This is a genomic window from Moraxella sp. CTOTU47915, assembly GCF_031986685.1.
In the GTDB taxonomy this organism is placed as follows: Bacteria; Pseudomonadota; Gammaproteobacteria; order Pseudomonadales; family Moraxellaceae; genus Faucicola; species Faucicola tetraodonis.
In genome coordinates this window covers 70,732-95,702 of the sequence record NZ_DAMAAE010000003.1, presented here as the reverse complement: position 1 = coordinate 95,702, position 24,971 = coordinate 70,732, and the positions used below count along the sequence as shown (strand labels likewise).

The following is a 24,971-nucleotide window of genomic DNA, read 5'->3' as shown; positions in this document are numbered from 1 at the left end:
ATAGCAAACATATTAAATTAAATATCAATTAAATCATTACACAATTAGTGGATTTTAGAGTTAATCATAACATGAGCACTCTTAAAATACTAAATATCTCTTTTTTAGAAAAATTTACCAAAAAATTTATTCACAGTTTTGAGTTTTTCTCGCATGGGCTTAACTTGCAAAGAGTCAGGTGAGCTTTTCTCGCTATGATGAAACGCCTCACTTTGGCTATATAACAGTGTGCCAAACGCGGTTTGGTATTTACGCTCACCAATCATTGCCGCAATGGTGCGAAGCTTGTCATCATCACCATATTGGGTATAAGCAGAAATCGCTGAGTGTTGATTGACCTTGTTTACTTTATTGGCAAAGATTTTTTTGGCTAATGGCAATAATCCACGCATTTCAGCACCACCGCCCGTGATCACATAGCCTTGTTGTAAAAACTCACTTAGTCCTTCTTTATCCAGCTCTTTTTTAATATGACCTAAAATACTGATATAGCGGGCTTCCGTGACTTCAAGGAGCTCAAGCATATTAATGGTTTTTTCATCGTCATGCTGTGAACGCTTGATGGTAAAAAATTGGCTTGAGTCAATCCCATGACGATCAACATTGGCTTGGGATTTTTTCATATTCTCTGCTTCAGCAATGGTGACATCTAGCAGCATAGAGATATCCAGTGTTGCGTGATGTCCGCCTTCGGCAAAACAATGGGTATAAATCAGCTTATCTTCACGGTAAACGCAGATACTGGTCGTCGATGCCCCAATATCAATCAGACATACACCATGGTATTTTTCTTCGGGTAATAAACCATATTCGGCGGTAGATACGGCATCAAATAGCATTTGGTCGATACTGACATCACATTCTTGCAGCAGTTGCTGTAAATTCTGGCGACCTTTGACCGGCATCATCATCAGATGATAGAGTACCATCAAGTCACTCGCTTGCATCCCAATCGCATCATCAATCATCTCAGCATTGCCATCTAAAGCAATACCTTGCTGGGCATAATGCATCAAATACAAATCATCTTGGAGATGTTTATTTTTGGCTTGGGTTAGCGCGGCGACCACGTCTTTGGCTTGTACGATATCGTGTTTGATTTTGACTTCGCCCACACTATTGACGCTTTGTAAATCTGGGGTAGAAAAACTAAGCCAAACACTGTTTACGCGGCAATTTGCCATGTCTTCAGCGTTTTGAATAGATTGTTTGATGGCAGATTTTAGACGTTCGCGGTGGCGAATGGTGCCTTGGGCGAAATCATGGTTTTTGACGGTAGATAAACCGATAATACGAATATCTTGCGCACTGTGGATTTGACCAATCACAGTATGAATAGCGGTAGCACTTAGGTGGACGACGACGATCAGATCTGGCTTTTTCATAGAACACTACAAAATTATGTTTCACCTAATGGCTGGGGTTGGCGGTGGTTTTTAAGGCGTTAGTTTTCGAATCGGTTGTTGAGTTGGCATCGGTCACGGATTTAGTATCATCCGATTTGGCATTGACGGCAGCTGTATCACCAGCTTGCTGTATCACAGGTCGTTTGGTAATTGCCATGCCGTTTTTATAGCGTAAATCCACCGTTTGCAGCGTTTTGAGCTGTGGTTTAAGCTGATTTTGTAACATGATGCTTAGTCGATACAGTTTTTCTGACGTATTGTCATTATCAACCAGTACCCGAAGTCCGTTATCAAAGCGAAATAACCATGCCATTCTGGGCGTTACGATGACTTCTTCAATTTTCATACCCAGTGGCATAAACCAATCACTAACTTGCTTGATTTGCTGCATCATGACAACGGCATTTTGGCTATCGCCTTGTAGCTGCATCAAGCTGGCATTATTTAAGTCATTGCTATCGGCAGGTTTAAATACCGTACCATTGGCATCGACTAAACGTTCACTACCAAACTTGGCAACGGCTTGGCGCGGTACTACATTGACCACAATACCTTGTTGCCAATCGCGGCGCACATCGGCTTGCCCTACCCAATCTACTGTCTCAAGTTTTGCTACATAGCTTTGCAAATCAGCCTTGAGTAAGTTTGTGTCTGCTTTTTCGCCCAATAATTGCTGAAGCTGCAGGGTTTGCTGGGCGTTTAACCCTTTATGCTGCAAACTAATCGCTGCATTGGGTAATTTGTTGAACACATTAATCGCCAAAGCCGCTAATATCAGCAACAATAACACAACGCCAAGCATTAATAACTTTGGCAGCAGCTGATGAAAGCGATTAGGGAGCGTAGTATCTAGAGAAGCAGTTGCCACAAATGAATTTGCCATATTGACCAATCATCACTCGGTCTAAAATTATTAATTACTAAAATCTCAACAACAAAAATCACAATAACTAAAAATATTACAAGGATTTATGCTTAGAAGCATATCATAGCAAATTCAATGAAATGAATGGTAAATAGATAATACGCTTCTAGACAATTCAAGTACTTTTTTTGTAAACAAATATAAACGAAAACGACTTATTTGCTCAACGTTTGTTCTAAGATACGCACGCATAGCGTCGCAAAATCCATGCCACGGGCTTTGGCTGCCATCGGCACCAAACTATGACTGGTCATGCCGGGCACCGTATTGAGTTCAAGCAGATATAGCGTGCCTTCGTCATCTCGTAAAAAATCCACACGTGACCAACCTTTGCCCCCAATGGCAGCAAACGCTTTTCTTGCGATTTGGTGCATGGTTTGTTCTTGCGCCTCGCTCAAATCTGATGGGCATTGGTAGACGGTATCATCACGATTGTATTTGGCTTCGTAGTCATAAAATTCGGTCGTAGGGATGATACGAATACTGGGCAATACCTCATCACCGAGGATTGAGCAAGCATACTCACCCCCTGTGATGGCTTTTTCTGCCAAAATAGCGCCGTGGTATTGTTTGAGCTGTGGGTAGGTCTTGGCAAGCTCACCCACTTCTTTAATTTTAAAGACACCGACACTACTGCCTTCAGCGGCGGGTTTCACAAATAGCGGTAAACCTAGCTGCTGTTCGATAGCGGTAAAATCGGTATTGTCATCAAGCACGACATAAGGTACGTTTGGTAAATCTAACGCTTGCCAAACTAGGCGATTGCGAAACTTATCCATGGCAATTGCAGAGGCTAACACGCCACAACCGGTATACGGAATATTAAAACCGTCTAGCACCCCTTGCAGGCTACCATCTTCGCCAAAAGTGCCATGCAGTACATTAAATACACGGTCATAGTCGCGCAGTTTTGAGATATCTGTTTCCTTGGGGTCAAAGTGATGGGCATCCACGCCTTTAGCGAGTAGCGCATCAAGCACAGCTTGCCCACTCGTCAGTGACACCTCACGCTCGGCACTCCAGCCGCCACAGACAACCGCCACTTTACCAAATTGTTTGACATCGATAAGCTCTGACATATTGATTCCTAATCTTTTGTTAACCGAATTTATTGCTATAATTATTTCACACAAATTTTTAAACTATTGCTTGGCTATGACTTGGCAATTTTTTTCACCCATAAAATAATCGCCTGCTGGCAGCATGGGCAAGCTAAAATAGCTTTTCAATAGCTTAGTTTCATAGCCGTTTACCGCGTGGTTTTTCAATCAAGCGATTGTTCAATCAAACGGTTACTTATCCGCTAGAAATAAATTGTTTTTTGCCAAATCTAGACAGAGTTGACCCACGTTACCCGCCCCTTGGGTAATCAGCAAATCATTGCCTTTTAACATACTACCTAGCACCTGACGGATTTGATCCATGTCATTGATGTTCAGCATAATTGGCTCAACTTGTCCGCGGGTGCGGATGGTACGGGCAAGACTACGACTATCCGCGCCTTCAATCACCGCTTCACCCGCGCTATACACATCGAGTAGCATCAACACATCGACTTGTGACAATACGTCCACAAAATCATCGAAGCAATCACGGGTACGGGTAAAACGGTGAGGCTGGAAAATCATCACCAAGCGGCGATCGGGATAGCTTTGGCGAGCCGCTTTGATAGTCATTGCCACTTCGGTTGGGTGGTGACCATAGTCGTCAATCAATAGCACATCGCCTGCGCCATCTTTGACAGGGTAGTTACCATTGTTTTCAAAACGTCTGCCCACGCCGGCAAATTTTTTGACTGCTTGGCAAATGGCTTCATCACTGACACCTTCATCGGTGGAGATGGTAATAGCCGCTAAGGCGTTATAGACATTATGAATACCAGGAATGTTCAAAGTAATCGGCAGTGGCTCATGGTCTTTACGCAGTACGGTAAAATGGGTTTTGGTGCCGTCTGCCACCACATCAATGGCTTGTACATCGTTATGTTTTTCCAACCCATAAGTCAACACAGGGCGCGCGATTTTATCAATCAGTCCGTACAACTCTTTGTCATCACCGCACAATACTGCTAACCCATAAAACGGCATATTTTGTAAAAACTGCACATACGCGGCTTTTAGTTTGTCAAAACTGCCGCCATAGGTTTCCATATGGTCTTGGTCGATATTGGTGACAATCGCTGCCATCGGACGCAGCGATAAAAACGACGCATCTGACTCATCCGCTTCCGCCACCAAATAACGGCTTTGACCTAATGACGCGTTTTTGCCTGAGGCGTTAAGTTTACCACCAATCACGTAAGTAGGATCCAAACCCGCTTCGGTTAAAATCATGGTAAGCAAGCTAGTGGTGGTAGTCTTGCCATGCGCACCCGCTACTGCAATACCATGACGGTAACGCATGAGCTCACCTAACATATCGGCGCGGCGTATCACAGGAATACGTCCTGACAAGGCGGCTTGAATTTCTGGATTGGTATGATCAATGGCTGATGACACCACGACCACATCGGCTTCACTGATATTTTTGGAATCATGCCCGATAAACACTTGAATGCCCATTTGGGTCAAACGGTCGGTCACTGGGCTTTGTTTGATGTCTGAACCGCTAACCATATAGCCATGATTATGGACGACTTCGGCAATACCGCACATCCCTGCCCCACCAATACCGACAAAATGCACGTGGCGAATACGGCGCATCTCTGGAATTTCGACCACACGCTTGGTAATTTTTTTGGTGACACGGTTGGTTTTTTCAGGTTTTTCAGTGGATTGGGCAGTGGCAGTTTTGGCTGATTTTGACATAGACAGGCTCAATGATAAATGACTTATAAGTTGTAAAAAATAATTAGGGTTTTAACTGGGATAAAATGGCATCGGCAGCCAGCTGTGTGGCATTGGGTTTGGCAAATTCACGCGCTTTTTCTGCCATCGCTAAAATTTGATGACGGTCGAGCTTGGCTAAAATCGCACTTAAACTCTCTGCCGTTAATTCTTTTTGCGGCATTAAAAACGCGGCGCCATGTTGTGATAGGGTTTTGGCATTGGCCGTTTGGTGATCATCGACTGCATGGGGCAACGGCACAAACACCGCAGGCAATCCAACCGTGGCAACTTCTGTGACCGTCAGCGCCCCAGCACGGCAGACTATCACATCTGCCCAGCTGTATGCTGCTGCCATATCTTTGACAAATGGCAAAATCTCATACTGGGTTGATTGGAGTTGTGCTTCGCTATATACCGCTTGGGTAGCCTCTTGGTTGTTTTTACCACATTGATGCCGCACTTGCCACGGCTTGGCGTCTGGCATACTTTCTAGTTTTTTTAGCGTGGGCGCGATATGATTATTTAGTGCCTGAGCACCCAGAGAACCGCCAATGACCAATAGCTTTAAAGGACTGCTATCATTGACATCGATACGGGCTTTTGGTGGCGGTACTTGTACGATAGCCTCACGTACGGGGTTGCCAACTGTCATTACTTTATTAGAAGGTAGTTCGGTGAAGGTGTTTGGGAAGGCTTCTAACACTTGATTAGCAAGCTTAGATAGATAGTTATTACTCATGCCTGCGATGGCATTTTGTTCATGAATCAAAATTGGTATTTTACAAAATTTGGCGGCCAATCCGCCAGGTGCGGTCACATAACCACCAAACCCTACCACGATGTCGATTTTATTGGTTTTGATGATTTTGATAGCCGCTAATGTTGCTTTAAGTAAGGTTGACGGGGCTTTAAATAAGCGTTTGATACCGTTACCGCGCAATCCCTGCATATTGATGGCATGGTAGGTAAAGTCGTAATGTTGTAGCAACTCATTTTCCATACCGACTAGGGTGCCAAGCCAATGCACTTGGGCACCTGATTGTTGTAACGCTTGAGCCACCGCAATCGCGGGAAACACATGCCCACCCGTGCCTGCTGCCATCATCAGCACGCGCGGTTTTTGCATCGTTGGCTCACTCATCTTATTATCCTTGACCAATCCAATCTAGGTGAGGTGAGGATTCGAAAACCTCGCATACCTGACCGTTTATCGGGAAAAACAATCACCATAAAAATGGCAAAATCATAGCATTATTTCACCCAATAATAAAGTAAATCACTTGAATTGCTAAGTAGCGTGAAGATTTTGCAGCCATGGTATCACTTTATATTCAAAGCGGATGATTAGTTGTCACAGTTCTGTCATGAATCAGTCAAGCCACTGTCACATATCCCCTTTACCATACTCAGCATAATTGTTTCTGCATTATTTCAAAAAAATTTATTTCGTAGCCAACTGCTAACTGCTATCAGCAAGGAATTCACTCATGACTGAAGTTAACCAATTAAACCAAACCATTAGCCGCCGTAATGTCATTCGTTTTTTGGCAGGGGTGCCTGCGTTGCCACTTGCCACAGGCTCTGTTGCCACCTTATTGACAGGTTGTGGGAGTGATAGTGATAGTAATAGCACAGCAGGCATACTGAATAATACACGAAAAACCATCAAATCCACTGAGTTTGTTGGTATGGCTGCACCAAATTTATCAAATCCCGCCAATATGGCAACGGTGTATGTCGATTCAAAGCTAAAAGCAACCTTTGATGACAATACCACGACTGAATATAAGCTACAGTATCAACCGTTTTTTAAAACAGGCGATAAATTAAAAGACTTAAAGGGTAATGACATCATTGCAGGCGGCTATTTTGATATCTATAACAAGCCTATCATGGATAGCTCAGTGCTAGCCTCTACGCGCCAGTTTTTCTCTGATTGCCCAGATGGCTCTTCATTATTGACAGTTAAAGGCGCACGTGTTGCGGGTGTAACAGGTAATACCGTATTTGCGGTGGTGCAATTTGAATATACCAGTAAAGACCAAGCCGGCAGCAATACTTACGGTACACTACCTTCACCCATTGCGGTAGTGACACTTGACCAAAACCCACAAACAGGCGAACTCAAAGTCGTCAAATACCACAATGTGGATATGTCAAAAGTGTATGGGTTATGGATTACTTGTGGTGCATCCCTCTCACCATGGAATACGCATTTGTCATCAGAAGAGTATGAACCAGACGCTTTCATGGCTAAAAATAGCGCCCAATTTAAAGCATTTAGTAAAAACTTATACGGTGATGAAACCAAAGCAAACCCATACCATTATGGTCATTTACCAGAAATCGTAGTCAATGCGGATGGGTCTGGTATCGCGAAAAAACATTTCAATCTAGGTCGTATCTCTCACGAACTGATTCAAGTGATGCCTGACCAACGTACTGCGTTGATGGGCGATGACTTCACTAACAGTGGTTTATTTATGTTTGTTGCCGATAAAGCAGCTGACCTATCTGCAGGTAACCTCTATGTTGCCAAAATCAGCCAAACGTCAGCCAAAGGTGGCCCTGCGGCTGCCAGTGATTTTAGCATCAAATGGATTCATCTAGGACATGCGACCAGCGCTGAAATCGAAGCCTTAGCCAATACGGTAGTACCAACCGATATCATGGATGTCAAATACACTGATCCCAATGATACTTCTTACAAAAAAATCGGCTATGACGGGGCAAGTAACTGGGTAAAACTTGCACCAAATAGCAAATTACCGGCAGACAAACTCGCCCAAGCGGCGGCATTTTTAGAGACCCACCGCTATGCAGCGCTGCAAGGTGCGTCAATGGCGTTTACCAAAATGGAAGGCACCACGGTCAATATCAAAGATAAAATCGCTTACTCTGCCATGTCGCGCATTGAAAAATCCATGACCACGGACGAGTACGATGTCAAAGTGGCTCAGTTAAAATCAGGCGCCGTGTATGCCCATGAGCTTAAAGGCGGTCAGGTTGATAACAATGGTAAAGCGATTAACTCTGAATGGGTCTCTACCCGTATGTATGTACCTGAAGGCTTAGCAGGGGAAGACATTACCAAAGATGCGCTCGGCAACACGTCACACATTGACAAAATCTCTTGCCCGGACAACCTAAAATTCTCTGAAAAAATGCGTACCTTATTTATCGGTGAAGACTCTGGCTACCATGTTAACAACTATCTTTGGGCATACAATGTTGATACCAAAAAATTAGCGCGCATCCTGTCAACACCAGCGGGCGCTGAGTCAACGGGTCTACACGCGGTCGATGAAGTCAATGGCTATACCTATATCATGTCAAACTTCCAACACCCAGGTGATATGACATTTGTCCCCGCCGTTGAGACAGCAGTTCGCCCGCTCATTAACCAAAACTTCAAAGATGGCTACAGTGCTGCGGTGGGTTATTTGGCGTTTAAAGCTTAATACCCTGCCAAGCGATAATATAAAAAACCCAGTCAATGACTGGGTTTTTTATATTATCGCTTGGCAATGACAGCTAGCGAATTTGCGTTTCAATATGGGTTTCAATATGATGCGATTCAATAAACGCAATAAAATCCTCTGCGATATGCGTGCCGCATTGGTCGTCAATCTCACGCACGCAGGTGGGACTAGTCACGTTAATCTCTGTCACTTTGCCACCAATCACATCAAGTCCGACAAAGTACAAGCCTTTTTGTAGTAGCACAGGCGCCACTTGCTCAGCAACTTGGCGCTCTTGCGCTGACAGTGGCATGGCGACCCCACGACCACCTGCGGCTAGATTACCGCGCGTTTCGCCTTGGCTTGGGATACGCGCCAAGCAATAATCCACGGGCTTACCACCGACAATTAAAATGCGTTTATCCCCATCCTTGATTGCGGGCAAGTATTTTTGCGCCATTACAGGCAAGCTTTCAAGCTGGGTTAGCATCTCAAGGGTTGAGCCGATATTAGGGCTATCGGCGGTCAGACGAAAAATACCCATCCCCCCCATGCCATCAAGCGGTTTGACGATGACATCTTGGTGGGTTTTGATAAAATCACGGATATGGGTTTGTTTGTTGGTGACAATCGTCGGTGTCATCAGCTCAGGGAATTGCGTCGCAAACAGTTTTTCGTTACAGTCACGTACGCTTTCTGGGTTATTGACCACCAATACGCCAGCTCGCTGAGCGTATTCTAGCAAGTACAGGCTATACAAAAACTGCATGTCAAACGGCGGGTCTTTACGCATCAAGATGACGTCAAACGCCGTAGCGGGCTGCGTGGTTTTTTCACCAAGCTCATAAAAATGTGCAGGGTCTTTAAACGTTTTGAGCGATTGGCTATCAATTTGCAATGCGCCATTATCGAGCCACAAATCGTGAATTTGGCAATAATGCGCTGTGTGACCACGATCTGCAATCGCCCATAGCATCGCGAGCGTGGTGTCTTTTTTGTAGTTGATGGTGTGGATATCGTCCATGACGATCAGAAAATTCAGTGGTTTCATTTATGATCCTTGTTCAATTTTTATCAATTATTCGTTTTGCTATTAAAACATCGATTCGACCGCATTGCCATTACTATCGTAGCGCATACCGCTGGTCGGTTGTTCATTGGTAAACCAAAAATGATATTCAGGATTTCCCACTTGGCTGTAAACAATCGCTTCTTGGACCACACCCTGACGGAACAATACTTTTTGTTTGATACGGCTATCGGACAATCGATACGTCACCCAACCATTATATAAACCGTTAACCAAGTCGGTGCGAAGCTGGGTCACAAAGTTTGGGTAGTACACCACCAAAAATTCATCGAAGTAACCGTTCTTCACAAAGGTGGTAAATTGCTCGCCTTCTGGCATTACGCCATTATAAGGACCGTCGGCAATGCCTTGTGGCGCAGCTTGCGGTGATTTTGGCGGCAAGATAAGGCTATTTAACGCATCATAAAACGGCTGTTGGTCAGTTGCCACATTGACAATCGCAGGCGGTTTGCTACCCTCCGCCATCAGTTCATTGATACTACTACAACCTGCAAGCCCAAATAATATTGCCGATAAGGTGAGTGCAGTGCCGACACGCAAAAGATGCGCCGTGGTTAGTGTGGTGGGCAAGGCTTTTGTCAACATAGCCGTCCTCTTCAATGGTTAATTTAAAAACAATCTATCGTTAGCGGGGTTGGGTGATAGCAACCGCTTATTGAACGCCATATTGCTCGCGGTAGGCTTGCATTTTGGCAAGTTCCTCCTGCGTGCCATTTTTGGCGACATACTCAGTAATGTCATCCATCGTGACCAAGGCAAGTACCGGCACATTGAGGCTTTGCGCCAATTCTTGAATGGCAGATTGTTCGCCTTGACCTTTTTCTTTACGATCTAGCGCAACGATGATTCCCGCGACTTTGGCGTCTGATTTTTCTAGTAGCACAACGACTTCACGCATCGCCGTACCCGCGGTCATCACATCATCAATTACCCAAACCGATTTGCCCTTGAGATCGGCGCCAACCAGCATACCGCCTTCACCGTGGTCTTTGGCTTCTTTGCGGTTGTAGCCCCAATCGGCATTGATTTGGTGATTGTTCCACAGTGCTTGTGCGGTCGCCGCCACAAACGGAATACCTTTATATGCCGCCCCAAAAATCACCAACTCGCTACTGTCGGTAGATTGTAGCTGCTTGGCAAGGGCATCGGCATACCCATTTGCCAACACCGACAATAGCTCACCGGTTGATAACAAACCTGCATTAAAAAAATACGGGCTTATACGACCTGATTTTAGGGTAAATTCGCCAAATTTTAATACATTGTTTTTGAGTGCCACCTCAATAAAATACTGAGGAATAAACTGCGTTGCGTGAACGGCTTGGGTTTGAGAGGATGGGATTTGAGATGCTTGGGTTTGAGATGCTTGGGCTTGAGATAATTGGGTTTGAAATGATTGGGACATACGCGACTCCAAAAAAGAACAAGTTAAAAAATACCATTAGCCGCCTGTGATGGGGTTTTGCGAGCTCATGGTGACAGTACGTTTGCTGATGGCTGTTTGCTTACCCACTTGCCAATCCATGGCAAGGGCGGCGAGTGCAACATGCGTCGGCTCGATATATAAATCGTCATGCCGGGTCAAAAACTGCAATTGGGTGCGATGCGCCTCGATGTATTGATTGATAGCGTCAGCCAAGTCTTGCAAGGTGATTTGGGGGTTGAGTGATTTGCGTGATTTGCATTGGCATAGCAAAAATACACAAAGCGCAAGATGGTACATTTGTCCCATCAGATACAGTTTGGTTTCGATATTGAGTAGCGCTTGGTTATAGGTGGCGTCAGACTGTGTGCTGGGGGCATTGCTAGCTTGATGTTCATAGGAATTTTGCAATGTCTGCTTTGGTAAGGATGTGGTAAGCGTATTCATACGCGCTAAATGCGGGTATTGACCCATCACCGCTTTCATCAGTGAAACACTACTGTCATTGACGAGCCTTGGCAACAAAGATAGCGGTAAATGCAATGATGGGTGTTTGCTTTGGCTGCTATTGGCCTGCTGTTGCTGCTGCTGGATAAAGTGCCGCATCTCAATGCTTTGCTCAGATAGTAACTGCTCTAGCATCTCAGATTGATGACTTTGCGGATTTTTTTTAAGGATTTTTGTTGTGTTATCCCTCATTCGGTAGGGCTTGGCAACCTCTTTTACACTAGCGGCGAGATTGTTGTTGCTATCCGCCACTGGCAATGAAAGCGGTTTTTGCATATAGACGTCAATGGTATGACGCGCGGGTATGACGCGCTTATCAATCGGGCGACAAGGATCGGGCAAAGCCAATCTTTCTGCCTCAGTCATCACATTGGGATGGCGTAGCTGGTCTTGGTCTTTAATAATTTGGCTTGTTGCGGCTTGGCGCTCGGTGTTGGAATAAGTCATGGCATACACGGCTATAAAATCACTGATAGGTAAATGCTGAAAAATTTTTGTTGAAACCCACCACCCATCACTCATCGCCTAAAGTCGACAAAATATACTGATAGCCTGAATGCCAATCTGGGTAGTTGAGCCAACTAGCTGGCAAGTTAGTGATAATGCGTTTGCCCGTTGTTGGCTCCATACAGGGCAGCGATAAGCTCAAGCCCTGTGCAGTCGCCAAATAGTTTAACACAGTATAGAGCGGGACTGGCGCGTTGTCTGTCGCCAAGTAAACTGGCACGGTTTCATCCGCATTGATGACCTTGACAATGATGCTGACTAAGTCTGTGTCCATAATACGATTAGTCCATGTGTTACTCGGATAATCGCTCGCCGTATTTGCCGACTGCGCTGCGAACTGTTTTGCCATGGTCAGTAGACGCAGCCGTGACTGCCCATAAATCCCACTTGGGCGTATGATAACGCGCTTATCCTCAAAATGCTGCTGCAACAACTGCTCAGTTTGCAAAATCACTTGAGAGGTGGCGCTCGCTGGCGCTGACACAGGGGTATTGATATCAATGACTTCGCCCGCGTTTTGTCCATAAACGCCTGTCGAAGAAATAAATACCACACGCTTGAGGTTTGGCAGATGGTCACCCAATCGCACCACATTCTCGGCAATCGCATAATAACTGTCATGGTAACCTTGTAGCGACAGGGTATCTGGACTGACAATAATGCAGATTTGGTTAATTTGGCTTGTCCATTGACTTAGCTGCGCAATGATTAACGCGCGCGCATCACTGGCAACAAAATGTAGATTTTTCTGATATAGATGGTCATTATCGGGCGGCAACTTGGCTGTCATGGGGTTACAGAAAGCCAAATCTGTCGGCATAGAGCGGCTGACACCAATCACGCAGTGCCCCTGCATCGCTAATTGCTTAGCAACTGGTAAACCAATTTTGCCCAGTCCAATCATTAAAATGGTTTGCATCATGCTATGACCTATCGCGAATGGCATTAAAAAAGCCGACTATTTTTAATCGATGTATTTTTTAACCGAGTTATTGTTGAAAGCGCATCGACAAATCAATGGCTTTGATATGCTTCGTCAATGCACCCATCGAGATAAAATCCACCCCTGTTTCTGCCACTTGGCGTAGATGGGTAAGGCTAATATCGCCTGAAGCTTCAAGCTGGCAAGGCTTACCAAGACTAGCAACCAGCTCGACCGCTTTTTGGGTATCTTCAATGGTAAAATTATCGAGCATCACGATATCAGCATTGGCAGCGATGGCTTGATGCAACTCATCAAAATTTTCTACTTCAACTTCCACTGGCTTATTGGCAATCTGACGCGCCTGACTGACTGCTTGGGCGATACCGCCACACGCCATGATGTGGTTTTCTTTTATCAAAAAGGCATCGTATAGCCCGATACGATGATTATTGCCGCCGCCGCACAGCATGGCGTATTTTTGCGCATGGCGCAGCATTGGGAGGGTTTTACGCGTATCTAACAATTTGGTCGGTAGTTCTGCGATGACCGCCACATGGTTGGCAACCACAGTGGCAGTGGATGATAAAGTCTGTAAAAAATTGAGCGCGGTACGTTCACCCGTCAGTAGCGCACGGGTGTTACCGATGAGCGTCACCAAAACTTGATTGGCTGCCACAGCGTCACCGTCTTTGACTGCCCAATCAAGCTGCATATTGGGGTCAAGCTGGCGAAATACTTCATCCACCCATGCCTTACCCGCAACTACCATCGGTTCACGACAAATAATGGTTGCCGTATCGCACTGTGTTTCGGGTATTAACTGCGCGTTAATATCCCCAGTGGCGATGTCTTCTTGCAGCGCAAGTGCGACTTGTTTGGCGATTTCAATACGTAGTAGTGAGCTGATTTGGGGCGTGGTGGCCGAGGTGTCACTAATGGTTTGGCTAGCAGCAGACATGCAAATAATCCCTTATTGTCGATGGGGTATTTTCGATGAGGTATGTTCGATTGTATTATCGCCTATTCTTTGGGGGCTTGGGTAGTAGTTTGTTGATATAAACGCAGCGCAATCAACGCCAAAGCGGCCACAATCGCGGCAAGTACACCCCACAGTGCCCATGTTTTGTAGCGTTCAAACGACGCGTTGGGATTGTTCAATGCCTCGATATTTTGCATTTGTCCTTCAACGGTATTGCCAAGGCGGGTAAGTTGTTGGTCCGATAGCGTGATATTGGGTTGTTGTAATACGCGCGGCTCGTTGATTACCAGTCGATAAGGCGCTGTGCCTTGCGCCAAAAAATACATCTCATACATGGGCGTTAACAGATCAACCGGTAAATCATCTTGCTGCATTTGACCACCCAATTGCAGCGACTTGGTCAATGTGGGTTGCCAACTGACCGTGGTATGGTTTTTATCAATTTGTGAATTGGCTAAAGTTTTATCATTACTTACATTGGCGGTTTTGTTGATTTTAGCCAATTGATTGGCTTCTTGTTCAGGTACGTTGATGCTCACTTGCCACAGCTGATTTTCGGGGACAAAAAAACTCACTCCTGTGGTCAACATGGGCTGAGCAAGGCTAAGCCGCCATTGGTTGGCGTCATCTTTGGTTTTTGAAAAACTGGCACGGGTCAAGAAGAAACTTGGCTCACTCACCCTGCGATTTAAGCTGGCTGCCTCAAGATTGACAGGCTGATTTGCCACCACTTGCCAATACCGATAATTGGCTTGCTGCGGCTCGATGGCAATCGCATGGCCTGTCGCTATCGGCTGATTGCTGCCGTCAGCTTGCGCTGCTACCATTTGGCTAGATTGGCTAGGTTGGGTAGCCTGGCTAGGGCTAAAGGGGCTGACCACGGTTTGGCTGACCATCTGCCAGCTTTGCAAGTCATCACTGCCATAAATTTGCAGTTGCAGTGGGCGCTTGCTGGGCTGGGCTGCATTTACAGGTAAAAATTTTAGCCAAAGATTGACCGCTTGCTCGGTTGATAAAGTAGGTTCGGTTTTGGCAAAGTTGGGATTGGTTAACCACCAAGTTCTGACTGGACTATTGGTAACGGCGGCGACTGGGTTTGAAGGTAAATTGCTAAGGTCAATGTTAATCGATGGTTGGTTGTCTGGGTTATCAAGCTGTACGGTCAACGCATGGCGTAATTTTTCCACCGCATTGGGGTTATCTGTCTCCACGCTCACTACTTGCAATACTTGATTGACGGATGATTGTTTGCTGACAGGACGAATCGCCATCGGCATAATATGACCTTTGGCATCAATCAAGCGGTAATTTTGTTTATCACTAATAGTTGCCCCATTTTGCTGCATGATTAAAGCCAACAAACTGGGCGTTAACGACGAAAATTTTACCAGTTGGGCGCTGTTGGGGTTGTCCGCTTGATTTTCTCCCGGTAAATCAATGTCGATTGCAAAGCTATTTTGCAATGCCTCAAAGCCATAGCTGATACTGTCAGTGTCATGCTCTTGCTCTGAGTTGCCAACGATGGCGGGCGCTACCCTGGTGGTGGTTTTTTGCGAGGCAACAGTGACGGATGCCGTTTGCGTAGGGTTTTGGGCATCTGCTTGCGTGTAAATGATAGCTATTAACAATAGCGGCGAAAATAAGGTTGCCGATAAAATACAGGCGCGGTATTTGGCTAATTTAACGTGACAGTGCTTATTGTTTTTCATTTTTACTTCATTGTTAATTCATGGTTACTATAGAGTTAACAGTTCCTATATAATTGATATGATTTTATAAGCTAACCGATTGTGATGGCCACTCACAAAAACTCAGACCAATTAGACCAAACCAAAAAGCCGCATAGCCCGTGTTTGGGCTATCGACATAAAGCCGTCAGTCATAGTTAATCTAAATAATTTGAAAACCCTAACATCACATGGTTAGCATCAGTAGGCAGTATCAACCTTAATTTGTTATGTTAGAAAAATAATAAATAGCATTCTAACTCATTGATAGTAATTAGATTTATAATTTGGTTGACATAAAGCTTTGCCCTATAAGGATATTAACAATACCCACTCAAAACTTCTATACCGTGCTACAAACCACTAACAAGAGAGCCGATATTTTGGATAAATTCTAGCCAGATGTTACAATTTAAAGACAATTAGGCAGCAAGTCTTTGTGCATTTAGCTAAGGGCGCCTGCAGTAAATACGAAAAATAACCCACGTTATTTACGATTTTTAGCAGGGGGTCACTTAGCTTTTTTTGGCTGCATTGGGTTTGTCTGGCTTGAGTTTGCCTAACCTCGGTTTACCTACTTTGGGCGGTAAGGGCGCAAGATAACCAATGACTAGCATCAACAAGCCTGCCCCGATAAAAGACACCACACGCAGTACCGCACTGGTATTTGACATATCAATCAATACCAACTTGGCAACCACCATGGTCAATAATGCGATACCGGCAAACCATACCAAGCGAATGGCTTTTTTGTTTGCCAAGAACATCAATACCATTGCTATGACAGTCCATAAGATAGTCAGCCCCGTCTGTACCATACTGACTGACCAAGCACCCTGTTCCCAAGTTGGTGTGCCCCAAACGCTGGCAAACCCACGCACCAACATACTACTGACCGTCACAAATGCCCCTAGACCGCAAACCACCAAAACGATAGTACGATAGTTGCTATCAACTTTGAGTGCCACATAAGATTGGTACAGTAAAATACTGATTAGGGTCAAATCCAGCGGATTGAGTAGCGGCAGATAAACGCCCAATAGCTGACCGTCTAACGAGAAATTGGCAGATAAACTCCAAATAAAGGTCATCGGTACCAAAATATAAGCGCTGTGTTTCAGTAGCGTATCAACTTCTAACCAACCAAGCAAACGAGCGCTCAGCGCCTGAAGTTTTGGCAGCAACAACAAACTCATCAGCCCGAGTACAGCCAGCACGGTCGGTAAAATAGTGATAATGGCTCGAAGCTCTTGGGCATGCTGCCAATAGTTAAATGGCACTTGTTGCAGCATCCAAGTTAGCATGGCAATCAGTACCAAAAACCAAACGAGCGCGTCAACGCTTGTATCGAGTCGGTCGCGGTGCCAGCGACTAAGCAGCCACGCCCCTAGCAATTTTGCGATGGCTAAACAACCGAGCATGGCGAGCAAATAACGCCCCAACCCGCTAAATGCTTTGATGTGATAATCGTTTAGGTCTACAACCGTCTCGACCTTAACATGGGTGAGACAGACTAGCACCCAGCTCATCATCGCAAACGGTAAAATCAAGCGGCTCACCTTACGCATACTGCGCCAAACAAAACGCTGATGCATCAGTTGCCCCACAATTAAAAATACCGCCATAGCCACGGCAAGTTTGATAGTGGTGGTTTTGCCACCGTTGTTCCAAAAGGGGTCAGCGGATAAAATCGCCGACAGATACAGCACAAACCCGACAACCACAAGCGCGGTCGCAACAAAGCTGTGACTGGCATTATCAGCAATTTGTTGAAACCTTTTATGCGTCGTTTTGACTGCCGCAGGTTGAGTTTGAGGCTGAGGTTGAGGCTGGGCTTTAGCTTGGAGTGTGGCTGCCGTTTGGGATGTGGCTGCCGCGATATTGGCTCTACCGTGACGCAAAATAAAAGCAGACAGCAGCACACACGCTGTCAATACAGTCAGTGGCAAGGTGGATGAAGCCGCCACTATAGACGTTTGGTGCGGAATAGATAATTGATCCAGTAGCCCATACCAATGCCGCATTAGGGTATCAAAGCCTGCCAATAAAACAATACTAAAGCCTTGCAATGCCAACCCAAAATATACCGTCCAGCGTCTTTGGGTACGCGCACCGAGCCACACCAATGCAGCACCCTGCACTGCCCAACCGATACTAATCCATTTGGCTGATAGCGCCAGTGGTATCACCAAAGCCAAAAACCCACAGCCGAGCGCAAGGCTGGCTTCAATGAGCAGCTCAAAGCTGTTATCAAATTGGTTATTGGCTTGTCGGTCGCCTACGATGCTACGGCGATGATGTTTGAGCAGCCACAATCCTAGACTCAAATAAATAGCTGATAACGCACTGCTAGCAAAGGCCAGATGATAAGGCAAATCATTAAGCAAGCTTGCCATCAGCCCAAACCCTAGTAACGCGGTGCCAAACAACAAGCCTGAATCTATCGATAGAATCGGGCGTTTGGCTACCCCCCTGTTCATTTGCAGCAGCGCTTGGTTATAACTCACGACCTGCTGAGAATATCTAACCGCAATAAACAGATACAGCGCCATGTGCCCAACCACTAACCCGAGCAGTTGCCAGCGTAATGACAGCCAGCCTGCACCTGCACTATTACCACTAAATGCGCGAAATCCCCACACATACGCAAGCCCAAAAGTCACCGCTAGGCTTAGCGCATTGAGCAGTTTCCAAGTGCGATAATGGGCAATCACCGCAACCGCTATATTGAGTAATAAATAATAACTAAATAGCATCACCACACTACCGTCAGGTCGGCTGACCAGTATCGGCGCAAAAAACGCCCCACCGAACGCCAAGACCGCAAGCGGCAGCGCATTTTGCCACACCGAAAACATCACTGTTAACCCTGCCAGTAACGCAAGCACGCCGAAAGTTAAGGTTGATGGCAATAGTCCATACAATTTAAAACTCGCAAACACCGTCAAATAAATCACCGCAAAGCCGACGCCTTGCAAGGTTAAACCGTAACTGCGTTTTTTGGCAGTGGTGCGATAGCCGACTACCGTTATCACAAAGCCACCTAACGCTACCAGCGCCATGCGCACGGGCATCGATACCTCAATATATTGGCTGGCAAGTTTGAGTAATAGCACCACGCCCACTAGCAACACCAGTGCACCGACACGCACCACCAAGTTTTCCCCAAAGAACCATTGGGTGGCACTTGCCCAAAGCGATGTCACAATATTGGTAGCGCTTTCATCATCTCTTAAAGAATGAGAAGAAGGAGATGATGACTGTGGCAAAGTGGGTTTATGCGGTGGGGCTGCGTCATTCACGGACGGCTGCGTTGCCGTTGGCGCAGTTGAACTAACCGAAGCGTCAAGCGTGTTCGCCATTGGCAAAGAGGCAACTATTGAGAGGGGCGCTGGGGAGGGCGTTGGGACAGGGGCTTGACTGATGGGCTGCGTAATGGGGTCAGTAATAGGGTCAGTGACAGGCTGATTTTGGCGGCTATCGCTTGCCGATTGCTGGCTAGATGATGGCTTTGCCTCGCTGCTTAGGATATACACGGTTGCCATGACGTCAGCGAGTTGTTTTTGCAGATTGTCGAGCTTGGATTCAAGCCGGGTAATTGCTTTTTGTTGGGCAAAAATTTTATAAAGCGCCCCCACGACTGCCAGTATCAACGCCGCTATAATCGTATCCATCAAATGCTCTACCCTTGTTATCAGCTTAGCGATAGCATACCATTTTTTTGCAAAATTGCTTTTTTTTAACTGTGTCTTTCGGTTAAGGTGATGATAAGCCCATTTTATGCTAAATTAGCCACATGATTAAGTAGCGTTTTACCAACTATTTGAAACACCATTTTGATGATTGGGCGGGGTATGGTTATGTCGAGATTTAGCATTGAGCAGGGTTTGTTAAGCCCATGCGAGTTTGTGGCGTCACCCAATTTTGGACAACGCCCCGACCCTAACGATATTCACCTCATTGTGATTCATAACATCAGCTTGCCGCCCAGTGAATTTGGTCTAAAAAATGACCAAGGCGAGCATTTTGTTCGTGCATTTTTTCAAAATCAGTTAGACCCCAATGCCCATCCGTATTTTGCAACCATTTATCAGCAGCAGGTCTCCGCGCATTTGTTTATTGAGCGCGATGGTAGGGTCACACAGTTTGTGAGCTTTGATGAGCGTGCTTGGCATGCTGGCAAATCTAGTTATTTGGGCGTACCAAACTGCAATGACTATTCGATTGGGATTGAGCTGGAGGGTGATGATTATAGCGAGTTTGATGACAGGCAATACCAAGCTTTAAGTGGCGTGATTGCCGCGATTTATCAAGCTTATCCCAAAACCATCAATCATCTAGCCGGTCACAGCGATATCGCGCGCGGCCGCAAGTCCGACCCGGGGCTGTATTTTGATTGGGTGAAACTAAGAAAAATGGTCAATAAAAGTGAAATCAGCCATTAGATTCCATTAGGTGACTTTCAAAAATTTATCCTATGGCAATTTTGTAGGATAACGATTTTGAAAGATAACATTTTTGCAAGATAACGATTTGGCAAGATAATAGTGCCCAAATCAAACTACAAAATTCAATTATCACACCCACTTCTCGGCAAAACTTGCAGCGATTCTTTCATGTCAAAACTTATCAAATCCACCGCTATTGTTAGTTTTTTTACCTTATTTTCACGTATCTTGGGCATGATTCGCGACATGGTATTGATGAGCGTATTTGGCACAGGTGGCATGATGGATGCGTTTTTGGTAGCCTTCAAATTGCCCAATTTTTTGCGGCGGCTGTTCGCTGAAGGCGCTTTTGCCCAAGCTTTTGTCCCTGTACTATCCGATTATCAACACCAAGCCCAAAATAACGACATGACCGATAGCAAAAAAGCCTTGCTCGGCATTCAAATTCTTATCAGTCGGGTGGCAGGTACGTTATTGTTGATTTTATCAGGCTTAACCGCCGTGATAGTCATCTTCGCGCCCGCCGTGATTGCTGTGTTTGCGGTCGGTTATCTGCATGAGCCTAGCAAATTTGTAACGGCAGTTGAGCTACTTCGTATCACTTTTCCTTATTTGTTATTTATCGCCATGACCGCGTTCGCTAGTAGTATTTTGCAAAGCGTGGGGCGGTTTGCCTTGCCTGCCTTTGCACCGGTGATTTTGAATGTGTGTATGATTGTGGGCGCGATTTGGGTAGCACCGCTGCTTGCCAAGCCAATTTTGGCAATCGGTTATGCAGTTGCGGTGGCAGGTTTGCTGCAGCTATTGATTCAATTACCCCAATTGCACAGCCATCAGCTGCTGGTGATGCCAAAGGTTAGCTTTCGTCATCCTGGCGTGCGACGGATTTTAAAACTCATGCTCCCTGCGCTGTTTGGGGTCTCGGTCACCCAAATCAATATGCTGGTCAACACGGTGCTGGCTTCAACCATGGTCGATGGCTCGGTCTCTTGGCTGTATACCGCCGAGCGGATGAGTGAGCTGCCACTAGGACTGATTGGGGTGGCGATTGGCACGGTGATTTTGCCCAGTCTATCCAAAAGTATCGCAAGCGACGACCATCAACAATTTGGACACACCCTAGATTGGGCGACGCGGCTAACAGTGTTGGTCGGCGTACCTGCATCCATCGCGCTTGGCATGATTAGTAATGTACTTATGATATCCCTATTTGAACATGGCGAATTTGTGCGGCAAGATGCCATGATGAGCGGACTTGCGCTACAGTGCTTAGCGGGTGGGATTTTGGCATTTATGCTGATAAAAATATTTGCCCCGGCTTTTTTTGCCCGTCATGACAGTCGCACCCCTGTCAAAGTCGGTGTGATTAGCGTGATTGCCAATGTCGTGCTAAGCCTCGTACTGGCTGAGTTATTTAAAAAGTGGCAAATCGCGCCCCACGCCGGGCTAGGACTTGCCAATACACTGGCGTCTTTTATCAATGCGGCGCTGTTATATTTTTATTTACATACCCAAGGTATTTATCGCTTTGGTGCGGCTTGGCGACGATTAGCGATTATCTTTGCCATCGCAAATGGGGCAATGGGATTGGCACTTGCCGCTGGTATTCATTTTTTCCCGGTTACTGCGCATCAAGGTATTCGTATTGTTGCGCTAATGGCGCTGTGTGTGGCGGGCGCTGTGGTGTATGGCGCAGCGCTATTAATCGCTGGCTTTAAGCTATCAGAACTAAAGCCGCATCATAGCGTTCAGTAAAAAACGAACAAAAAAGCGGCTAAATAAAATTTATCTAGCCGCTTTTTTTAACTGAAGTTTTTAATTGAGTTTTGTGACTGATCTTTGCACGTAAATTTTTTAACCTATTCATCTATTAAGGCGCCAATGCATTAGCGCTTTATCGAATTTTGGCAATCTTTATTGTCACAAATTCCATATAGTACCAGCGAATGCCCTGATAGGGTAAAGCCAAAGTCTTTGGCGACTTTTTCTTGCAGCGCTTCGATTTCTTCATTGTGAAATTCAATGATTTTGCCGCATTGGTCGCATACCAAGTGGTCATGGTGCTCATCTTTGGCGATTTCAAACACTGACAAATTGTTTTCAAAATTGTGACGCTCGACAATCCCCGCTTGTTCAAACTGGGTTAACACGCGGTAAACAGTCGCAAGCCCCACGTCTTCACCGTGCTCCATCAAGGCTTTATACACATCTTCCGCGCTCATGTGATGGGATTCGGCTTTTTCTAGCAATTCTAAAATTTTCAAACGCGGTAACGTGACTTTCAAACCGGCACGACGCAAATCTTGGTTGGTAAAAGACGACATACAAATCCTCACACCTATTAGGTGTCGCTTATAAACTGAAAATTATAACTATAATAACAAATTCGATAAAATCCCACAGTAAAAAAACGTGACACCACTGGCAAAAGCGCCCGTTGACAAATAACGGGCGAATACAGGCTAAAGACAAAGTACGCCAACCACCAGAACGCCGAATACCAAAACACCACGGCGTTTTACACCCAAATATTAACTGTATGTAAAATAATTTAAATTTTGCGGTCAATAGGTAGGCAAAAAAACCCAAATCACGTATGATAAGTCGTAAATTTTATCGTTCACCATCTCAAAGCGGTTTGACAAATGACATCTATCACAACACTATCAAAAAAACTGGCAGTCCTGCCTTTGGTTGCCGTAATTAGCAGCGTCAGCGTATTACCAGGTTGCTCATGGTTTAGCGTGTACAAAATCGATATCCCACAAGGCAAGCCGATTCATGAAGACAAATTAAGCCAAGTGCAAGTGGGTATGAATGCCAATCAAGTGCTGTATATACTAGGTAGCCCAACCTTTAGAGACACTCTAAATCCGGTACGTTGGGATTACCTGTATGATTTTACCCCAGGTACTAACGCCAAACGCGCCAACAAGCCCGCGATTCACAACGCCCAACAATACGCCAAAATTTATTTTGACCAAAATGGTATTGTCACCAGTATCGAGCGCCCAGCGGTGACTCAGTAAGTTTTTCTGATTAAAAAAGCCAATCATTGCCGTGATGCTGTGATTGGCTTTTTTTTGTGAGATACACAAGAATACTGGGTCACGCCCTCATCGGTTGGATTTTTTGGACAGTAATTTGCGTTTGTTTTGCGGGTCGATGGTCAAAGGGCGATAGATTTCGATTCTATCACCTGTGTTGATAGCACTTTGCCAGTCTAGTTTATGGGAAAACACACCGACACTATAGCTAAAAATCTGCGGATACCGCTGTTGCCAGCCTGTAGCATTGACGGCATCAATCACGCGGCTATTATCGGCAAGTTGCAGGGTTAACCGCAACTGTGTTTGGCTATCGGGCGCAAAGGCTATATCAACAGTAATCATTTTGCCAGTCCTAGCACCCACCCCACCATCGCCAAAATCACCGCCAATGGCACAATAATACGCACCGCAATGCGCCAAAGGTTATATAAGCCTTCCGAGCTAAAATTCAATGATTTGCGCAAATGGCTGATTTTCATTTGCCAGCCTGCAAATACGGCTAGCCATACCGCCGTGACTAAACTAATCACGATAATCAGCTGATTGAGCCAAGCGGTTGGCACCATGGCTAGCGCAAGACTAAGCACTGCCAATACCACCAATGCCAAAAAATTAAATTGCTGTTGTTGCAAGCGTAGTGACACTTGATGGGTCAAGATATGCAGTAAATACGCCGCCCCTGCCAGCATCGCCAATGCATTCAGCACTGCCGCCATCGCGCTGTTTGGCGATAAAGTTATGGCAATCAGCGCACCCGCTAATAACTGAAAACTCCACACCGGTAATACATAGCGACTCGCGGATTCGCGTGCGTCATCGGCAGCCGTGTTGCTCATTGTGAGCATTTGGTGGGTGCGCGCATGCCAGTATAGTCCTGTACCTGCGCCAACACAGACTAGCGCCAACACGACCGCCCCTGCCCACTCCGTCAAGGACGTGGCTGTCATCTGCCACGCCACAAACCCACCCTGCATGACATTGACAACCAACGCGGCAACAGCAAAACCGACCGCCAACCAACCTGCCAAATGCTTGATAAAACTCAAACCAATTACTATCAGCACCATGATGGCTAGCAAGGCAGGCAAAGCAATATTGCTTACTAGCGGATGGATAATCTCGCCACTACTTGCCAGTAAATGCCCCACGACCGCCAGCAGCAGCACAATAGTCAGCCAACCAAACCCGCGCCAAACCGTTGACACGTCAGCTTCACGGGTCAACATGGGCAGACCGACCAGCGGAGAGGTACCACTACGATGCGCCAAACCAATCTCTGCAAACACTAATGGCAAGCCGACCAAGGTCATCGCCACCAACCACAACAACCAAAAATCAATCTGCCCAATGTAGTCACGGCTAAACCAAGTAAAAACCAGCAGCGGCAGCAAGCTTGCTATCAACATCGGCTGTAAACGATTAAATGGCATGGTGTTGGATTCCTTTGTAGCGGTAAGTTGTTATCATAAAATTGTTTGAGTCGCTAAAGTGATTTTAAAAAAGTGACTGTAAAAAAAGCGACTTTGAAAAACTGATTGTAAGAAAGTGATTTAAAATTAAACGCTGCAAAAACTAAATCGCCGCTATTTTAGCAAACCCACACCGTATGCAAAACCCACCAACGCAAAATCCACACAAACTTATCAAAAATAGTAGTCAAAATAAAAAACCCTGCGTATCACAGGGCTTTCTTTA

General features: G+C 45.7%; 20 protein-coding genes. 4 read left to right on the top strand and 16 right to left on the bottom strand.

The window, feature by feature from the left end; genetic code table 11:
- Nucleotides 1-104: 104 nt before the first annotated feature.
- The 5 genes from ftsA to murG form a co-directional block, all read right to left on the bottom strand.
- Nucleotides 105-1,385, bottom strand: a complete 1,281-nt coding sequence (gene ftsA, locus RTL34_RS03730) for a cell division protein FtsA (RefSeq protein ID WP_007116179.1) — start codon at nt 1,383-1,385, stop codon at nt 105-107.
- A gap of 25 nt (nt 1,386-1,410) precedes the next feature.
- The gene (locus RTL34_RS03725) at nt 1,411-2,289 is read right to left on the bottom strand and encodes a cell division protein FtsQ/DivIB (protein ID WP_312114684.1); all 879 of its coding nucleotides are present in this window, start codon (nt 2,287-2,289) and stop codon (nt 1,411-1,413) included.
- Between the two features lie 197 nt (nt 2,290-2,486).
- A complete protein-coding gene (locus RTL34_RS03720) occupies nt 2,487-3,410 on the bottom strand; it encodes a D-alanine--D-alanine ligase (RefSeq protein WP_312114682.1) in 924 nt (307 codons plus the stop codon).
- Between the two features lie 213 nt (nt 3,411-3,623).
- Nucleotides 3,624-5,033, bottom strand: a complete 1,410-nt coding sequence (gene murC, locus RTL34_RS03715; protein ID WP_312114868.1) for a UDP-N-acetylmuramate--L-alanine ligase — start codon at nt 5,031-5,033, stop codon at nt 3,624-3,626.
- Between the two features lie 148 nt (nt 5,034-5,181).
- Nucleotides 5,182-6,300 carry an undecaprenyldiphospho-muramoylpentapeptide beta-N-acetylglucosaminyltransferase gene (gene murG, locus RTL34_RS03710; protein ID WP_007116183.1) on the bottom strand — a complete coding sequence of 373 codons (1,119 nt, stop codon included), beginning with the start codon at nt 6,298-6,300 and terminating at the stop codon, nt 5,182-5,184.
- A 346-nt stretch (nt 6,301-6,646) separates the two neighbouring features.
- Here murG and RTL34_RS03705 point away from each other — a divergent pair, with 346 nt between their 5' ends.
- The gene (locus RTL34_RS03705; protein WP_312114681.1) at nt 6,647-8,620 is read left to right on the top strand and encodes a PhoX family protein; all 1,974 of its coding nucleotides are present in this window, start codon (nt 6,647-6,649) and stop codon (nt 8,618-8,620) included.
- Between the two features lie 73 nt (nt 8,621-8,693).
- Here the strand turns inward: RTL34_RS03705 and gshB are convergent, their stop codons facing one another.
- The 8 genes from gshB to RTL34_RS03665 all read right to left on the bottom strand — a co-directional run bounded on the left by gshB (nt 8,694) and on the right by RTL34_RS03665 (nt 19,452).
- The gene (gene gshB / locus RTL34_RS03700) at nt 8,694-9,671 is read right to left on the bottom strand and encodes a glutathione synthase (RefSeq protein WP_312114680.1); all 978 of its coding nucleotides are present in this window, start codon (nt 9,669-9,671) and stop codon (nt 8,694-8,696) included.
- A gap of 42 nt (nt 9,672-9,713) precedes the next feature.
- Complete coding sequence (locus RTL34_RS03695; RefSeq protein WP_312114678.1) at nt 9,714-10,295, bottom strand: hypothetical protein; 582 nt, start codon at nt 10,293-10,295, stop codon at nt 9,714-9,716.
- 67 nt (nt 10,296-10,362) lie between these two features.
- Nucleotides 10,363-11,115 (bottom strand): orotate phosphoribosyltransferase, encoded by a 753-nt coding sequence (gene pyrE / locus RTL34_RS03690; RefSeq protein ID WP_312114677.1) that lies wholly within the window; start codon nt 11,113-11,115, stop codon nt 10,363-10,365.
- Nucleotides 11,116-11,151: 36 nt separating this feature from the next.
- Nucleotides 11,152-12,087, bottom strand: coding sequence for a hypothetical protein (locus RTL34_RS03685; protein ID WP_312114676.1), 936 nt, complete (start codon nt 12,085-12,087; stop codon nt 11,152-11,154).
- 67 nt (nt 12,088-12,154) lie between these two features.
- Nucleotides 12,155-13,069 (bottom strand): Rossmann-fold NAD(P)-binding domain-containing protein, encoded by a 915-nt coding sequence (locus tag RTL34_RS03680; protein WP_312114675.1) that lies wholly within the window; start codon nt 13,067-13,069, stop codon nt 12,155-12,157.
- 67 nt (nt 13,070-13,136) lie between these two features.
- The gene (gene nadC, locus RTL34_RS03675; RefSeq protein ID WP_219333805.1) at nt 13,137-14,030 is read right to left on the bottom strand and encodes a carboxylating nicotinate-nucleotide diphosphorylase; all 894 of its coding nucleotides are present in this window, start codon (nt 14,028-14,030) and stop codon (nt 13,137-13,139) included.
- A 62-nt stretch (nt 14,031-14,092) separates the two neighbouring features.
- The gene (locus RTL34_RS03670; protein WP_312114672.1) at nt 14,093-15,760 is read right to left on the bottom strand and encodes a DUF3999 family protein; all 1,668 of its coding nucleotides are present in this window, start codon (nt 15,758-15,760) and stop codon (nt 14,093-14,095) included.
- A gap of 533 nt (nt 15,761-16,293) precedes the next feature.
- Nucleotides 16,294-19,452 (bottom strand): DUF2339 domain-containing protein, encoded by a 3,159-nt coding sequence (locus RTL34_RS03665; protein WP_312114670.1) that lies wholly within the window; start codon nt 19,450-19,452, stop codon nt 16,294-16,296.
- A gap of 186 nt (nt 19,453-19,638) precedes the next feature.
- Here RTL34_RS03665 and ampD point away from each other — a divergent pair, with 186 nt between their 5' ends.
- Together ampD and murJ are read left to right on the top strand one after the other, a co-directional pair.
- Nucleotides 19,639-20,223 (top strand): 1,6-anhydro-N-acetylmuramyl-L-alanine amidase AmpD, encoded by a 585-nt coding sequence (gene ampD, locus RTL34_RS03660; protein WP_138018726.1) that lies wholly within the window; start codon nt 19,639-19,641, stop codon nt 20,221-20,223.
- A 171-nt stretch (nt 20,224-20,394) separates the two neighbouring features.
- Nucleotides 20,395-21,981 carry a murein biosynthesis integral membrane protein MurJ gene (gene murJ, locus RTL34_RS03655; protein ID WP_312114668.1) on the top strand — a complete coding sequence of 529 codons (1,587 nt, stop codon included), beginning with the start codon at nt 20,395-20,397 and terminating at the stop codon, nt 21,979-21,981.
- Between the two features lie 131 nt (nt 21,982-22,112).
- Here murJ and fur read toward each other — a convergent pair whose 3' ends face one another.
- Entirely contained in the window at nt 22,113-22,550 is a 438-nt protein-coding gene (gene fur / locus RTL34_RS03650) for a ferric iron uptake transcriptional regulator (RefSeq protein ID WP_201664863.1), read from the bottom strand.
- 321 nt (nt 22,551-22,871) lie between these two features.
- On the opposite strand from fur, the gene RTL34_RS03645 reads away from it, so the two are divergent.
- Nucleotides 22,872-23,255: an outer membrane protein assembly factor BamE gene (locus tag RTL34_RS03645; RefSeq protein ID WP_007115778.1), complete on the top strand. Its 384-nt coding sequence runs from the start codon at nt 22,872-22,874 to the stop codon at nt 23,253-23,255.
- An 87-nt stretch (nt 23,256-23,342) separates the two neighbouring features.
- On the opposite strand, the gene RTL34_RS03640 is transcribed toward RTL34_RS03645, so the two are convergent.
- Together RTL34_RS03640 and RTL34_RS03635 are read right to left on the bottom strand one after the other, a co-directional pair.
- Complete coding sequence (locus RTL34_RS03640) at nt 23,343-23,618, bottom strand: RnfH family protein (RefSeq protein WP_312114667.1); 276 nt, start codon at nt 23,616-23,618, stop codon at nt 23,343-23,345.
- On the bottom strand, nt 23,615-24,706 hold the full coding sequence (locus RTL34_RS03635; RefSeq protein ID WP_096488447.1) for a hypothetical protein: 1,092 nt from the start codon (nt 24,704-24,706) through the stop codon (nt 23,615-23,617). The genes RTL34_RS03640 and RTL34_RS03635 overlap by 4 nt, the downstream gene beginning before the upstream one ends.
- Between the last annotated feature and the right edge of the window lie 265 nt (nt 24,707-24,971).